At 49.0% G+C, this 15,253-nt stretch carries 13 protein-coding genes; 7 read left to right on the plus strand and 6 right to left on the minus strand.

What is annotated here, in order from left to right:
• The first annotated feature begins 108 nt into the window (after positions 1-108).
• Together DWB84_RS14245 and DWB84_RS14250 are read left to right on the plus strand one after the other, a co-directional pair.
• Positions 109-4,149 (plus strand): RHS repeat-associated core domain-containing protein, encoded by a 4,041-nt coding sequence (locus DWB84_RS14245; protein WP_187410471.1) that lies wholly within the window; start codon positions 109-111, stop codon positions 4,147-4,149.
• 823 nt (positions 4,150-4,972) lie between these two features.
• Positions 4,973-5,689, plus strand: coding sequence for a metallophosphoesterase (locus tag DWB84_RS14250; RefSeq protein ID WP_187410472.1), 717 nt, complete (start codon positions 4,973-4,975; stop codon positions 5,687-5,689).
• 121 nt (positions 5,690-5,810) lie between these two features.
• Here DWB84_RS14250 and DWB84_RS14255 read toward each other — a convergent pair whose 3' ends face one another.
• Positions 5,811-6,050, minus strand: coding sequence for a hypothetical protein (locus DWB84_RS14255; protein WP_187410473.1), 240 nt, complete (start codon positions 6,048-6,050; stop codon positions 5,811-5,813).
• Here DWB84_RS14255 and DWB84_RS19280 point away from each other — a divergent pair.
• Positions 6,034-6,945: an RHS repeat-associated core domain-containing protein gene (locus DWB84_RS19280; RefSeq protein WP_222868195.1), complete on the plus strand. Its 912-nt coding sequence runs from the start codon at positions 6,034-6,036 to the stop codon at positions 6,943-6,945. The two genes, DWB84_RS14255 and DWB84_RS19280, sit on opposite strands and share 17 nt — an antisense overlap.
• Positions 6,946-6,980: 35 nt before the next feature.
• On the opposite strand, the gene istB is transcribed toward DWB84_RS19280, so the two are convergent.
• Both istB and istA read right to left on the minus strand, forming a co-directional pair.
• Positions 6,981-7,760 carry an IS21-like element helper ATPase IstB gene (gene istB / locus DWB84_RS14265; protein WP_187408323.1) on the minus strand — a complete coding sequence of 260 codons (780 nt, stop codon included), beginning with the start codon at positions 7,758-7,760 and terminating at the stop codon, positions 6,981-6,983.
• Positions 7,757-8,782, minus strand: a complete 1,026-nt coding sequence (gene istA / locus DWB84_RS14270) for an IS21 family transposase (RefSeq protein WP_187410475.1) — start codon at positions 8,780-8,782, stop codon at positions 7,757-7,759. Before istA ends, istB begins: the two co-directional genes overlap by 4 nt.
• 178 nt (positions 8,783-8,960) lie before the next feature.
• Here istA and DWB84_RS14275 point away from each other — a divergent pair, with 178 nt between their 5' ends.
• A complete protein-coding gene (locus DWB84_RS14275; protein WP_187410476.1) occupies positions 8,961-9,290 on the plus strand; it encodes a hypothetical protein in 330 nt (109 codons plus the stop codon).
• A gap of 124 nt (positions 9,291-9,414) precedes the next feature.
• A complete protein-coding gene (locus DWB84_RS14280) occupies positions 9,415-10,131 on the plus strand; it encodes a metallophosphoesterase (protein WP_187410477.1) in 717 nt (238 codons plus the stop codon).
• 120 nt (positions 10,132-10,251) lie between these two features.
• Here DWB84_RS14280 and DWB84_RS14285 read toward each other — a convergent pair whose 3' ends face one another.
• On the minus strand, positions 10,252-10,491 hold the full coding sequence (locus DWB84_RS14285; RefSeq protein WP_187410478.1) for a hypothetical protein: 240 nt from the start codon (positions 10,489-10,491) through the stop codon (positions 10,252-10,254).
• Here DWB84_RS14285 and DWB84_RS19285 point away from each other — a divergent pair.
• Positions 10,475-11,437 carry an RHS repeat domain-containing protein gene (locus DWB84_RS19285; RefSeq protein ID WP_370589722.1) on the plus strand — a complete coding sequence of 321 codons (963 nt, stop codon included), beginning with the start codon at positions 10,475-10,477 and terminating at the stop codon, positions 11,435-11,437. The two genes, DWB84_RS14285 and DWB84_RS19285, sit on opposite strands and share 17 nt — an antisense overlap.
• Before the next feature lie 419 nt (positions 11,438-11,856).
• Complete coding sequence (locus tag DWB84_RS14295; protein ID WP_187410479.1) at positions 11,857-12,642, plus strand: metallophosphoesterase; 786 nt, start codon at positions 11,857-11,859, stop codon at positions 12,640-12,642.
• A gap of 165 nt (positions 12,643-12,807) precedes the next feature.
• On the opposite strand, the gene DWB84_RS14300 is transcribed toward DWB84_RS14295, so the two are convergent.
• Both DWB84_RS14300 and DWB84_RS14305 read right to left on the minus strand, forming a co-directional pair.
• Positions 12,808-14,478, minus strand: coding sequence for a hypothetical protein (locus DWB84_RS14300; protein ID WP_187410480.1), 1,671 nt, complete (start codon positions 14,476-14,478; stop codon positions 12,808-12,810).
• Positions 14,479-14,488: 10 nt separating this feature from the next.
• Positions 14,489-15,166 (minus strand): DUF1266 domain-containing protein, encoded by a 678-nt coding sequence (locus DWB84_RS14305; protein WP_187410481.1) that lies wholly within the window; start codon positions 15,164-15,166, stop codon positions 14,489-14,491.
• Between the last annotated feature and the right edge of the window lie 87 nt (positions 15,167-15,253).

Below are 15,253 nucleotides of genomic sequence, written 5' to 3' on the forward strand. Positions count from 1 at the left end.
TCGGCCGCATCTTCGGCTTACTGGCTGGAGAGGCGGGGGCTAGCGTGATAGGATTGCGCGGTTTTCCGCTCGCATGGAATGTCACACAGACGAATATTGCAGGGACCTATGGATATCATCGTTCGTACAACTGGTGGCAAGCATTACCGCCTTATCCGCCACGACACCCCAACCCGTCTTCCCGCGCACAGTGCCAATCAGAGTCCGGAGCAGCTCAGACGCATTCTCGCTGGCGCTGAACCCTTAAAACCTTCCACTTGGCCTGCACTGTGGCAAAGAATCCGCCCCTTAAACAGCACCACGCCTGGCACTACCGCCGAGATCATCAATGCGCTGCAGGATATGATCAACCGCCGCTTGTTACACCTGGAGCCTACGGAAGTCGCGCAACGCGGACATAACCGCGGTGCCAGTGGCGGTTCCGGTGGTGGCAGCAGCAGTCAAGGCGCCACTTTGGGGGAGTTGCCTCCAGTCAAATCCGCTGATGCGGTACCTGCAACGCCTGCAGATAAAGCGTTTGATGATGAAACTGCAGCGTCGTCTGATGCCCCATCTGCGGGCAACGATGTGTCGGTCAGGAAGTGTGAGACTGCTGGTGAACCTATCAGCATGATCTCCGGTGAGGAACTGCTGCAGCTGACGGACTGTGCATTGCCGGGCCCGGTACCTTTTGTTTGGACGCGTACCTATCGCAGCTCGCATGCCCGCGATATCGGCTTGGGGTGTGGTTGGACATTTACCGGATGCGAACGTCTTGAGCTAAATGCACGCGAGGTCCTCTATCACGACAGCGATGGTCGTACGGTGTCGTTCCAGATGCCGCGAGTCCACCAGCGCAGCCGCTATATTCCCGAAGGACTGATTCTCGACCGCATTTCCGACGATGCCTTTTTATTGCGTCAGGAGGGATATCCACACCGGCTGTTTACGCGCTACGGCACCTCCGCCTTTTTGCGCCTTACCCAATTGCGCCATCCGGCCTATAACCCTGCCAGCAATATTTTGGGGGTGAAAAAAGCCGAAACCGGATATGTCATTAACTTTTATTACAACGAACACAACCAGCTCACTCAATTGCAGGGCAATTGGGGCAAGGGTTTGTTGTTACGCCGCGGCAATGATGGGCGCATTGCACGCATTGAATTGCAAGACCGTGCCAGCGGTGCGCGCAAAACACTGGCGGAATACGACTACGACACTAATGGCGATTTAATCGCGCAACGCAATGCCAAAGGCGTCGGTGAAAAATACGAATACCGCAATCATTTAATTCAAAAACGCACGCTGGTTACCGGCTTTAATTTTTATTTTGAGTGGGATGGCGAAGACAGCAGTGCTCGTTGTATCCATCAGTGGGGTGACCGCGGCATTTACGATTACCGCTTTGAATGGCAACCCGATCAACAACGCAGCAAAGCCATCGACAGTCGCGGCAAAATTCGCGAATACCAATACAACGAATACGGCCAGATCGTTTCGGAATTGGATTGCGAAGGCGGCTTGCATCAATACGCCTACGAACGTGGCCGCAAGCGCAGTTATACCGATCCGGAAGGCAATACCACTGAATATTTTTACGATCGTCACAACAATCCAGTGGGTTATAGAGACCCGCTTGGCAACCGTGTTGTTTTAGGTTGGTTTAACGGCAAGCTCACCAGCGTTATCGATAAAGATAAAAGTCAGTGGCGCCGTCAATACGACAGCAAAGGTCAGCTGGTTGCGCTGGTCGATCCTTTCGCGCAAATCACTCGTTACGCTTATAACGACAATGGCTTGCTTGCCAGTGTCACGGACCCTATGCAACGCGTGACGCGTTACCAATGGTCCGACAGCGGTGAGTTACAAAAAATCATTGATCCTGAGGGCCATCAACGTGTTCTCACCTACGATGATTGGGGACAACTGAGCACCGCGGAAATTATTTTTGCCGATGGTCAAAGTGGCGGCGTTGCGCAATTCTTTTACACGCCAACCGGAAAAATCGAAAAAGTGGTGGCGCCCAATGGCGATGCCACCACTTATACCTATAACGACAACGACCAGCTGATTCGCTACAGCGATCCACAAGGCCGTACCACTGAATTTAAATACGATGGTTTAAGCCAGGTTGTCGAACGCATCGACCCCGAAGGCAATCGCCTTAAATACGAATACGACAGCGAGCGCAATCTCACGGCGCTGATCAATGAAAAAGGCGAAAAATATCAGTTTTTCTACGATGGCAACGAACGCTTAATCAAAGAGATCGGCTTTGATGGTCGCGTACAACATTACAAATACGACAAGGCCGGTAAATTAATTAAACATCTTGACGCCGGCGATGTGATGACGGAATTCGAGCGCGATGCGCTTGGACAATTGCTCAAACGCACCAGCCGTTCGATTCTCAAACCTTCGATCGAGCCGGAAATTACCCGCTTTAATTACGACGCCAAAGGCCGGTTGCTGGAAAGCTATAACGCCCATCAATTTGTATCGTTCAGCTATAACGCCTTCGGCAATCTCACCAAAGAACACCACAGCGATTTAAATGCCCAGCGCCAGCGCATCAGCGCGTCCATGGTGGATATCGGCTTTAGTAATGTTTGGCCGGGTAAACGCAGTGGTCTTCAATTGCCGGATGGGCAGCGCATTGATTATGGCTTTGATTTTCATAATCGGCTGAGCCACATCGCCTTCAATGGCAACGTAATTACGCAAATCGAGCGGGATTTTCTTGGACGGGAAGTTAAACGCACTCAGGGCGATTTAGTTACCTTTGCGGAATATGATCCTGCCGGTCGTTTGCAAAAACAAACCAGTTTTAATCAAAAACAAAAAATCGCAGGTCCCATCCAGCGCGAATACGGCTACGACAATTTCGGCAATTTAAATCGCCTCGCCGATGGCCCGGAAGAAACGCGTTATGTCTACGACCTGCTTGATCGCCTAAAAAAAGCGGAAGGCAGTATTCCGGAAACATTCGCCTTTGACCCAGCCGGTAATTTGCTGGCGGCAGGTGAGGGCAGTGATGCCAACAGCAGCGTCAAAGGTAATCGCCTTTATATGCAAGGCGACCGCAAATTCACCTACGATGCACGCGGTAATCTAATTCAGGAAAATCGTGGTAAAGACGGCAAAATCGTTACCACCTACGAATACAACCTGAACAACCAGTTGGTCAAAGTCACCAAAAACGGCCAAACCACCTCCTACACCTACGACCCGCTCGGCCGCCGAATCAGCAAAACCGACGCCTTCGGCACCACCCGTTATTTATGGGCGGGCGACCAAATGGTGCAGGAACAGCGCAACAACATCAAAAAAACCTACATCTACGAACCCGAAAGCTTCAAACCCGTCGCCCAAATCACCGACGGCAAGACCTACCACTACCACCTCGACCACCTGGGCACCCCAAGGGAACTCACGGATGACCAAGGCAAAGTCGTCTGGAAAGTCCGCTACAAAACCTACGGTAACGTGGCGGTAAAAGAAGTCGAGGAAGTGGAAAACAACCTCCGCTTCCAGGGCCAGTATTTTGATGAAGAGACGGGGCTGCACTACAATCGGTTTCGCTATTACAACCCGAATACCGGGCAGTTTATTACGCAGGATCCGATTGGGTTGCTGGGTGGGGTTAATAATTACCAATATGCGCCGAATCCGGTGGGGTGGGTGGATCCGTTTGGGTTGAGTTCTAAGGAAGAAAGCTGTGGTATTGCGACAATCTATAAAATAGGAAGTGGTAGGGAAATGCATTTCGCTATCAAAATTGAAACACTGGCGGGAACAAAAAGATCAACTCATCAGCTGGGAATGCAGGGAACAAAAACACTTGTAGACGAGTTCGACCCTGTTGGTAGGGATGATGTTGAAACTATAAAAATCAAGGTTCCAAATCCGAAGGCTGCCATTGATTATCAAGAGCGGATGCTCAGAACGGCAGACCGCCAATTGGCTGAGGCGAATTATGAGATGGAGCGGCTGACATCACCTGATTATGATGTGGTGACCCAGAGTTGCTTGACTCACGTTTTCGATGTTTTGCGGGTGTCAGGCATTTCGGATGCCCCTTATCATTCAGATCCGAAAGATAATTCAACGAAACGCTTTATGATTGGCCTCAAGCGAAAATCAAAAGAGGATTTCCCCAATGAGCAATGATAGTTACAAAAGAGAGCAGGATTTTTATTCAAAATTCGAGCGAAAGGAGCGGGTGTGTCGACACATACATGGTGCTATAAATTCTGGGAACAAGATGTCCGTTTATCCGCTTTGTATACAGACATATGATGATGGTTATGAAGTTTATTGGTATTGTGATGAATGTATCCAAACTTACGGGATGTCCCCAAGTGGTATATATGTTTGCGATTCAGATGTCGCATCAGAAAACGATGTGTGTGAGTACGGCCAAAATCCTTTCACAAAGTTCCTCATTGAGCAGGAAGGTTGGGAAATAAGTAGAAGCGAATTCCGATTTCTTGAAAATTTATTTAGTGTTGATCGGCCTCTGGAAAGCGGATGTTTGTTGAGAGTACCCTTCACAAAACTATCGGTGATGCCGAAAAGCGATTGACGGAATCCATTAGTCAATGGAAATCAATATTTCATTGGAGCCCGAAAAAAAATCTAATTCTTCTGAGGAGGCTAGAAAAAAATTGCGGCGCGATTGTTCGGTTTGGTCGAAAAAGGCAGTTTGGTTAACGTAAGAAGAAGTCTTGCCCGCTGCCCAATTTGTAATAACTATTGCACATATGCCCCTGAGGGTGCGGGTGCTGCTCGCAGTTTTGCAAAAAGTACTATTGTGGATCGACGGCACAGTCTTGATATCACTATTCCCATTGAATTGATCCATATTTTATCGGGCCATCCCGAGGTGGATGTGGATGAAAATCTGCTAGATTTCTATGGTTGACATGCATTTTCGTTGGGGGTATTGGATGCCGGGTTGGTATTTGTTTGTAAGTGGCGTAAGGGAAAAGCTGTGATTCAAATTCACGCTTGTAATACGACTGGCAAAGACTATATCTGCTCCGATATCCACGGCCATTTTTCCCTGCTCTCAGAGCAGCTTGCTCAAATCAATTTCAACGAACAAATTGATCGTCTCTTTTCCCTCGGTGATTTAATCGACCGGGGCGATGAATCCGGCCAAGCGCTCGAATGGCTGGCCAAACCCTGGTTCTTCGCCATCCAAGGCAATCACGAGCGAATGCTTATCAATGCCTACGAGAGTCGATCCGAATCTCTATGGTTTCAATGGATGATGTGGGGCGGTAGTTGGGCAGAGGATATGGAGCTTGAAGCGCTGGAGCCGTTTTATCTGGCATTCTCGCAACTGCCCCTGGCAATTGAGCTGGCATTGCCGAATGGAAAGTCGGTGGGCCTAGTTCACGCGGAATTACCGGATGTTTGCGATTGGGATGAGGTTAAACAGTTGTTGGCGCACATAGAGCCGGATCAGGTCGAGGCGACGCTGGCGACCAGCGATATGTTGTGGAGTAAAATCCAGCCTTATTTACCACCAGACGAAATTCCGCGAGTCGAGCCGGTGCGTAATATCAATCATGTTTTTCACGGGCATACGATTATGGAAAATTATAGGACTATTGCCAATCGTACTTTTATGGATTTAGGGTCTTACGAGTCTGGCCGGATAGGATTGCTTGATCCAGTTAAATTTCTAAGCGGTCCGTTTTAATTTTCTGTTTTCCTAACTGTGGATTATTTTTCGATATCGTTATTAAAAACAAAAAAAGGCGACCTCATGGTCGCCTTTCGTAATTATTTAATGAGCTCGTTACCTACGCCAAACAATCCGCTTATCTTAAGTGATCTTTAATCGCGTTATACCAAGTCTGCCCAATAAATCGGTAACCCGTGTCGTTGGGATGGAGGTTATCCGTTCCCAGTCCGTTCGAGGGGTAGCCTTGGTATTGGTCTACCAGGATGACATTAAAACCTTGGTTGATGCGCTCCTGCACAACACCGGGAATGATGGCGACGTAGGAATCCGCCCACTGTCTGGCGTAGTCGTTGCGCGGGGTGCTGGTTAAAACCACAAAAAACGGCCAAGCCACCACCTACACCTACGATCCTCTCGGTCGCCGAATTAGCAAAACCGACACCTTCGGCACCACCCGCTACCTGTGGGCCGGCGACCAAATGGTCCAGGAACAACGCAATAACCTAAAAGAGACTTACGTCTTCGAACCCGAAAACTTCAAACCTGTCGCGCAGGTAGTGGACGGAAAAACCTACCACTACCACCTCGACCACCTAGGCACCCCCCGCGAACTCACCGACGACCAAGGCAAAATCGTCTGGAAAGTGCGCTACAAAACCTACGGTAACGTGGCGGTAAAGGAAGTCGAGGAAGTGGAAAACAACCTCCGCTTCCAGGGCCAGTATTTTGATGAAGAGACGGGGCTGCACTACAATCGGTTTCGCTATTACAACCCGAATACCGGGCAGTTTATTACGCAGGATCCGATTGGGTTGTTGGGTGGGGTTAATAATTATCAATATGCGCCTAACCCGGTGGGGTGGGTGGATCCGTTTGGGCTGGCTTGTAAAGAAGGTTATGCGATAGTGCGGCAGCTTGAAAATGGTCGTGCGGAGGAGCATTTAACGGTCGAAGTTATCATTGATGACATAAGCTATGCTACGCATCAAGTTATAACGTCTAACGATAAATCCACTACGTCGATTAGGCGAGCGGGAGGAGTGAATTCCGATGCGATAGATAAAGGTATTGTTGTTCACGAGGCGAGAATCGCATTGCCCAATGCAGAAGCGGCATTTCGCCTCCAAAAGGAGCTAGTGAACGCGGATTTAGGAAAATATGACCTCATTGAAAATAGCTGCTATTCGCATGTTTTCGACGTGTTAGAGGCGGGGGGACACTCGCCAATACAAAGAAGTTGTCAACGCCACTCGAAAACTGACCCACTTTAGGTGCTAAAACGCCAAAGTAAAACTGACCCACCCGGTTAACGAACCTTGATCGCCGGCGGGGTTATGCCGGCGGCTTTTTTGTCTTTAAGTCGATAGCTTTCTCCTGTGATTTGAGTGATGTGGGAGTGATGCAGCAGCCGGTCGAGCAAAGCGGCGGTGAGAGTGGTGTCGTCGGCGAAGGCTTTGGACCATTGTGAGAATGGCAGATTGCTGGTGACGATGACGCTGCCTTTCTCGTAGCGTTTGGCGATGACGTTGAAAAAGAGATTGGCCTCTTCGCGACCAAATGGCAGGTAGCCGATTTCGTCGATGATCAGCAGGCTCGGCGCCAACACCACACGCTTGAGATAGGTTTCCAAGCGGCCTTGAGCTTTAGCTGCTGATAGCTGCAGCATCAAATCCGCAGCGGTGATAAAGCGGATCTTAAAGCCGTTGAGCGTCGCCTGATAACCTAGACTGATGGCCAGATGACTTTTACCGACGCCGCTGGGGCCGAGGAAGACGATGTTTTCCTTGCGCTCGATAAAGCTGAGGTTGAGAAAACCCTGCAACTGCTTTTTTGGGGCGCCGGTGGCGAAGTTGAAATCGTAGTCTTCAAATCGTTTGACGGCCGGCAAGCCGGCGAATTTCAGCAGGGCCGATTGAGTCCTGCCGGTTCGGGCGGAGATTTCGATTTTCAACAAAGCTTCCAGAAAATCCGCCAGGCTCTGGTCTTTGGCCACAGCGTTATCGGCAATGGCCGACCATTCGGTGGCGATGGCGCTGAGCTTCAAATCCTCGCAGGCGAGTCGAATGCGCTCGTATTGGAGGTTCATGCGTGAGCCTCCAACAACTGATCATAAATGGTCAGCGAATGCTGAAGGCTTTCAAACGGAATGACGGACAGATCGGGGCCTTTCGGTTGGATTGGCGGTGCAGAGGGCGACGTTGCGGGCAGTGGCATAAAAGCTTGGCGCTCCTCTTCCAGGCGCACGGCGGGTTTCACTTTGGTGGTGCCATGTTCGCGCTGATGTGCCACTTCCGCGAGCCAGGGGCCTATATGGGCATTGGCTAAATCGGCGGTTAATTCCAGTCCGGCTTGACGTAGAGAAGCTGCCAGGGGCGTGATAAAACTTTCTTTCAGGCACCGATTAAACCGCTCCACTTTACCTTTGGTTTTGGCGCGGTACGGCTGGCACGCCTTGGGCTTGTAGCCATAGTGCTTGGCCTGATTCAGCAACAGGGGGTTCCACTTGTGCTGGCCGTCGCCGTAAGCGTCCCGCTGGATCATGATGCACTTAGCGTTATCGAAGAGGATTTCCCGGGCTACACCGCCGAAGAAACTCAACGCCAGCGATATGCCCTCCAGCCAGTCTTCCTGCCTCTCGGATTCGGTGAAGCGAACAAAGCTGGCGCGACTGTAGCCCAGCGTGGCGACAAACGCTTTGAGCGCATGGCGACCGCGCCGGATGGTGGTGAAATCGACTTGGAGCTGCACGCCGGGAGCGGTTTCAAATCGTGTTACGGCCTCGGTCGACTTTGGCTTCTGCTGGCTGACGTAGGCTCTCACCAGCGTGACACCGCCGCCGTAGCCCTGCGCCTTGATCTCGCGGAACAATACCGCCGCCGGTATCCAGTGCGGCTTGGCGGCGTCGATTCGCTGGAGCAGATAGGGCTTGAAAGGCTCCAGCTTGGTGGGACGCTTGGCCCTGGGTGAATAGCTGGGCATAACGATGGGCTGACGCAGATAGCGCCTGACGGTGTTTTTGGAGAGGCCCAGTTTGCGAGCGATGGCCCGTATGCCAAAGCCCTGTTTATGTAAAACATGAATGTCCACGAATGTCTCCTGAGTAATCATCTACGGCCGCCTGTCTATTCAGTCGGCCGCCATGGTGGCTCAGGTGGGTCACTTTTCGATTGGCATTAGTGGGTCAGTTTTACATTGGCGGTAACAAGAAGTAAAAAAGGATTTTTTAAATTTATGAAATCTAACGGTTTCAAGCGAATTGAAGGTGCACCAAGTCTGGAGGCTTGACATGGGTCTGATAGTTTGCAGTAAACATGGCGAAACTGGCTTTATGCCCTTTGTTTCCAAAGAGTTGTCAGATGAAATGCTGAAGGGAAAGAGATTCAGCTCAAGTCATTTGGCGCAGGTTGAAGTTGTCTTAATCGACGAAGAAGACGGTGAAGTGATGCATACGATGTATTACTTGATGACGAAAGACTGCTTTTTCAGAATAAACGCGAAGAGCCGGTACGAAATCAGGACAGATGATGATGAGAAAAATTTAGACTCAATTTTTGATCCGGTAATGAAGGGCGGAGGAATTTGCGGAGAGTGCTTTCGCGACTGTATTATTAAATAGACTCAGATTCTTGTAGTGGCAGCTCTCGTGACTACAACGGTGGTTTAATGGTGCAAACATTGACGCAAATGTGACGAAAGCAGATGGAAAACAAATCTCGATTTATTATTCTGGCGAGTTTTTTGTGATTAGAAGCTATGCGTGTAACGCACCAGGTACAGACTACATATGCTCCGATATCCACGGCCATTTCTCTCTCCTCACCCAGCAGCTCGACGAAATCAATTTCAACGAACAAACCGACCGCCTCTTTTCCCTCGGCGATTTAATTGACCGAGGCGATGAATCTGCCCAAGCTCTCGAATGGTTAGCCAAGCCGTGGTTTTTCGCTATCCAAGGCAATCACGAGAGAATGTTGATCAATGCCTATGAAAGCCGATCCGAATCCTTATGGTTTCAATGGATGATGTGGGGCGGTAGTTGGGCAGAGGATATGGAGCTTGAAGCGCTGGAGCCGTTTTATCTGGCATTCTCGCAACTGCCCCTGGCAATTGAGCTGGCATTGCCGAATGGAAAGTCGGTGGGCCTAGTTCACGCGGAATTACCGGATGTTTGCGATTGGGATGAGGTTAAACAGTTGTTGGCGCATATAGAGCCGAGCCAAATCGAAGCAACTCTGGCGACCAGCGATATGTTGTGGAGTAAAATCCAGCCTTATTTACCACCAGACGAAATTCCGCGAGTCGAGCCGGTGCGTAATATCGATCATGTTTTTCACGGGCATACGATTGTGGAAAATTATAAGACTATTGCCAATCGTACTTTTATGGATTTAGGGTCTTACGAGTCAAGCCGGATAGGATTGCTTGATCCAGTTAAATTTCTAAGCGATCCGTTTTAATTTTTTGCTTTTCTAACTGTGGGTAATTGTTCGACATCGTTATAAAAAATAAAAAAGGCGACCTCACGGTCGCCTTTCGTAATTATTTAATAAGCTCGTTACCTACCTCAAATAATCTGCTTATCTTAAGTAATCTTTAATCGCGTTATACCAAGTCTGCCCAATAAATCGGTAACCCGTGTCGTTGGGATGGAGGTTATCCGTTCCCAGTCCGTTCGAGGGGTAGCCTTGGTATTGGTCTACCAGGATGACATTAAAACCTTGGTTTATGCGCTCCTGCACAACACCGGGAATGATGGCGACGTAGGAATCCGCCCACTGTCTGGCGTAGTCGTTGCGCGGGGTGCTGGTTAAAACCACAAAAAATGGCCAAGCCACCACCTACGACCCCCTAGGCCGCCGAATCAGCAAAACCGACACCTTCGGCACCACCCGCTATTTATGGGCCGGCGACCAAATGGTGCAGGAGCAGCGCAACAGCATCAAAAAAACCTATATCTACGAACCCGAAAGCTTCCGCCCCGTCGCGCAAGTGGTGGACGGCAAAACCTACCACTACCACCTCGACCACCTAGGCACCCCCCGCGAACTCACCGACGACCAAGGCAAAGTCGTCTGGAAAGTTCGCTACAAAACCTACGGTAACGTGGCGGTAAAGGAAGTCGAGGAAGTGGAAAACAACCTCCGCTTCCAGGGCCAGTATTTTGATGAAGAGACGGGGCTGCATTACAACCGGTTTCGGTACTACAATCCGAACACCGGGCAGTTTATTACGCAGGATCCGATTGGGCTTTTAGGGGGTGTTAATAACTACCAATATGCGCCTAATCCGGTGGGGTGGGTGGATCCGTTTGGGTTGAGTTGTAAGGAGCAACAAAGAATTCAAAGGGCGCGCGAACGCCAACATCAGATGCTTGAAGATAACGTTGGGTTTAACGTAAGTCCATCAGATTGGGACGCATACCCCTCGATCGGTAGGGCAGGTTCTTTTGTTTCTGATAAACAAAGCGTTACTGACGTAATTGGGAGTATTGATGGCATGTCTAATATGACAATTCAAAAAGCCGATGCGGCTCGTTTAGAGACTGCTTTTGGCTTAGAGCCTGGTTCTCTTCAAGGCGGATTCAAAATTCGGCAGGTAGACAATATCAAAGGTAGGAGCCCTAGAAGTCCTATGGAGGGAAATAGGTTTTTCTTGGGGGCGGGGAATCACCTACCCGGTGGTGCACCTGAGATGGTGGTCGATTCTATTCCGACTGTAGATGGTGGTGGAGTGACAACTCTCGTGACTGTAACGGTGGTTTAATCGTGCAAAAAATTGACGCATATGTAGCGAAAGCAGATGGAAAACAAATTAGGGTTTGCTCTACCAGCGGCGTTCTAGATTCGCGGCTTAAGTTACTAGGGTTCATCTTTGATCCCGTCCTATCTGCGTACGTAATAGATGTTTCGGACATATATCAAAAAGCCAAAATCTTTTCAGTATTAAGAGATGAGGGTGTGGCCTTCTCGGACGGGAGAGAGTGGTGTCCGTCGGAATTATTCGAATATTTTAGAGAGCAAAACCTATTGAGCGGGAAATTCAAGCGGATTTCTTGGCAAGATCCTCTGAATTTTACCGTTACCGAGATTTAGATTGACAGTTAATCGCGGTATTTTGGGTGTAGGGGAGTATCAGCCTGCTCGTTATATGGTTGTAATGATCAGATTGATGAGGCACGGTTAGTGATTCGCATCATCTCATGTAATTTAACAGGCAAAGACTACATCTGCTCCGATATCCACGGCCATTTCTCTCTGCTCGCCCAGCAGCTCAAGAAAATTAATTTCAACGAAAAAACCGACCGCTTATTTTCCCTCGGCGATTTGATCGATCGAGGAGACGAATCTGATCAAGTTCTGGAGTGGTTGGCTAAACCCTGGTTTTTCGCTATTCAAGGCAATCACGAGCGGATGCTGATCAATGCCTATGAAAGCCGCTCTGAATCTTTATGGTTCCAATGGATGATGTGGGGAGGCAGTTGGGCGGAGGATATGGATTTGGAATCGCTCGAGCCGTTTTATCAAGCATTATCTCGGCTGCCTATCGCAATTGAACTGAGCCTTCCGAATAACAAAAAAGTTGGTTTGGTTCATGTGGAATTACCGGATGTTTGTGATTGGGATGATATTAAACAGCTGCTATCGAATATAGAGCCTAATCAGATCGAAGCTACACTAGCTACCAGTGATATGCTTTGGGGAAAAATACAGCCTTATCTGCCGATAGATGAAATTCTTCGAATAGAACTGGTCCAGAATATCGATCATGTGTTTCATGGTCATACGATAGTCGAGTCCTACCGCACGATTACCAATCGCACTTTTATGGATTTGGGATCTTACGAGTCGGGCCGTATTGGTTTGCTTGACCCGGTTCTCTTTTTGGATGATTGCGACCATTCACATCAAATTAAGAGCACTGGATGTTTTGATCGTTTCTTGCGCAACCAGCTATGCGCACTCCTGTAAAACCTTTCGACAAAATCATAAGAAATCTCGCTTCGTCAAAACTATCGCCTTTCTTCGTCATATGTCTAACGTATTGAGTTGACCTAACTTTTTCGCTTTAGCAGCGAGCTGCCTAGCTCGCTGCTTTTCGATATTCAGAGATTCTTCTAAACCGAAAATAAGAACTCAGGTGGTACCCATGGAATGTGCGTCTCGCAGGGTTATTACACGCGGATCTTTCGGCCAATGTTGCAGCAGTACTCTTAAATCATTTTCGGCCATTTCGGTTTTCCCCATATCCATCAACAGCTCGGCTCGTGCGATCAACGCAGAATAATAAGGGAATTGGCTACAGAGGTTGACTGCGTCATTAAATTCGTCCAAAGCTTCTTCTTTATTGCCACAAGCCAGATGGTGACGCCCCATCAGTAAACTGGCGAATGGGCTGCGGTGTCCCCGAATTCGAGCTTGGGTTATAAGTTCGTGAATCTGCTGCGCGTTGCCGAGAATGTGGGCCAGATGCGCCAAATGCAAATAGGGAGCACCGTCGTCCGGGTTGTCCTCACAATAATCGGTCAGTAGATGCTGAATTTCCTCCCACTCATCAAGCACGGGTTGTCGGTCGTTGTGATAATTCTGCAGCAGGGAAGCACTTAACAGAAAGCCTGAGCGAAGGTGATGTGGGTTTTCCGCTAAATCTCTTCGTGCTTCCGCTGCTGCTTGCGTGTAACGTTCCAGTTTGTAAAGGCACTCCGCTGCCAGCGCGCTGAAGTAATTCCATTGGCGAGGTAAGTGTTCTGTTGGAGCTAGGCACGCAAGTGCTTCTTCATAATTGCGTTGAGCAATATGATGTTTTGCCAAGGTTTCGCGAGCACCAACGTAGTTTGCAGAATCCGGAGTGATGGCTTCCAACAAATCCGTCCCTGCAGCGTAGTGGCCGGAGCGTAATAACAGTTCAGCTAAAGAGACTTTTTGTTCTTCAGTGAATGCAATTGTCGTGTGCCTGCCTTCGATCAGTGCTTTCGTCAATTGAATTAATTTTAAATTGGCGGCCACATCGAAAGAATGCTCGTCCAAAATCTTTTGACACATATAAATCCCGTTGAGCAGATCACCTTCTGCTTCTGCAATTCGCAAAAGGGAACGAAGTGCGACGAGATTACCTGAATCCTGCGCAAGAACAGACTTTGCCAAATCCTTTCCTAAAGCGAGGTTGCCTTCGCGCACAGCTGCGAGCATTGCTAGCTCGTCGGCGGCAGCCTTAATTTGTGATGTCGCTGCAATAGATTGGCAGACTTTTAAAACTTGGGAGAATTTTTTACCGTAAAACAGGCATTGTGCGTACAACAGCGTGGCTGGTTCGAAATCCGGAGCCATTTTGTGGCATTGTTCAAAGCTCTCCGAGGCCGCCGCAAAGTTCAAACCGTTCAGCTGTGCTTTGCCGGTGAAAAAATGGAAGTGAAACAGCGCTCTTAATTGCGAATTTTGATCATTAAGGTTCTTGTAGCACTCAAAAAGACGTCCTTGTATGTCTGGGTTTTCTGGATCATTTTCGCCCCATGAATTTAACAAGGCTAAAGCCTCTTCATATTGGCCTCTTGCAATATGCATGTCGACCAAAAAGCAGAAAAAGAATCGTTCGGGCCAAAAGCTCAGAGCTTCTTTGGCAAGTATGAAGAGTTCGTCGGAAGTTTTTCGACTCTCAAGATTGGACATGGCTACCATTTTATAGGCATACCAATCTCTATTTTGCGCTTTGCGCAGCGTAGTCTCGCTGAGGGCTTCGTCCAATGCATTCCACTGATTGCTGTGGTACAGAATGTCGAGATTTTGGGAGAATTCATCATGAATTTGCATTTGTCTATCCTTAGTGGCTGATAGGGCTATGGTCAAAGGCGCTAAAATCCGGATGGCGACACCAGGGGCTTTCTGGATCGGTCAGTAAAAACTTCGTGGCGTTCAGGTATTTAATTCCGGACGCATCGTTTAGGTTTTTTAGAGAATATTGACGACCGATCAGGTAGCTGTGTGCAAATTGAAACCAGTTGCTGAATATGCGCCGGGCCATGGTGCCGTAAGCCATGACTGTTTCCCAGGCTTCTTCTTCATCTATATAGCCCGAGGTCGCGGCCATGCGCGCCAAAAAGGTTGCGCGCCCTATATCCCATGCGGCTATACCCACTTGGTCAATCACGTCGCGATAGTGGTAGATTATTCTGAAACGGTGGTGCTGTTGTGGGTTGTTGGCTTTGTAGTGCTCCATCAGTCGGGTAATTTGCTCCGGAGATAGAGCCAGCAAATGGCCCCAATCCCTGTCAAAAACTTCCCGTCCGCCACCTTTCCGTAGCCAGTCCAGCGTTTCTCTGTATTGATCTGCGTTATAGATATCCCACCAGGAGGCTAACACCTTACGGTATTCCTCGGGATCTCTGTGTTTTAGGATGTCATGCCTCTCGCCGTTGGCGGCGACGGAGATGGCGGATAGGCCGAGAGACCAGAGTTGTTCATCTGTGTATTGAAAGGGATTGTAGGAGGTGTCGTCCATTTTCTTTAATCCTTTATGCTGAAGTAGAACGGGGCTAAGTATAAACCGAAAGCCCTTGAGGTGAAATTATTATGGCGACAATGGTCA

It is taken from the genome of Saccharophagus sp. K07 (assembly GCF_014336955.1).
Lineage (GTDB): Bacteria > Pseudomonadota > Gammaproteobacteria > Pseudomonadales > Cellvibrionaceae > UBA5868.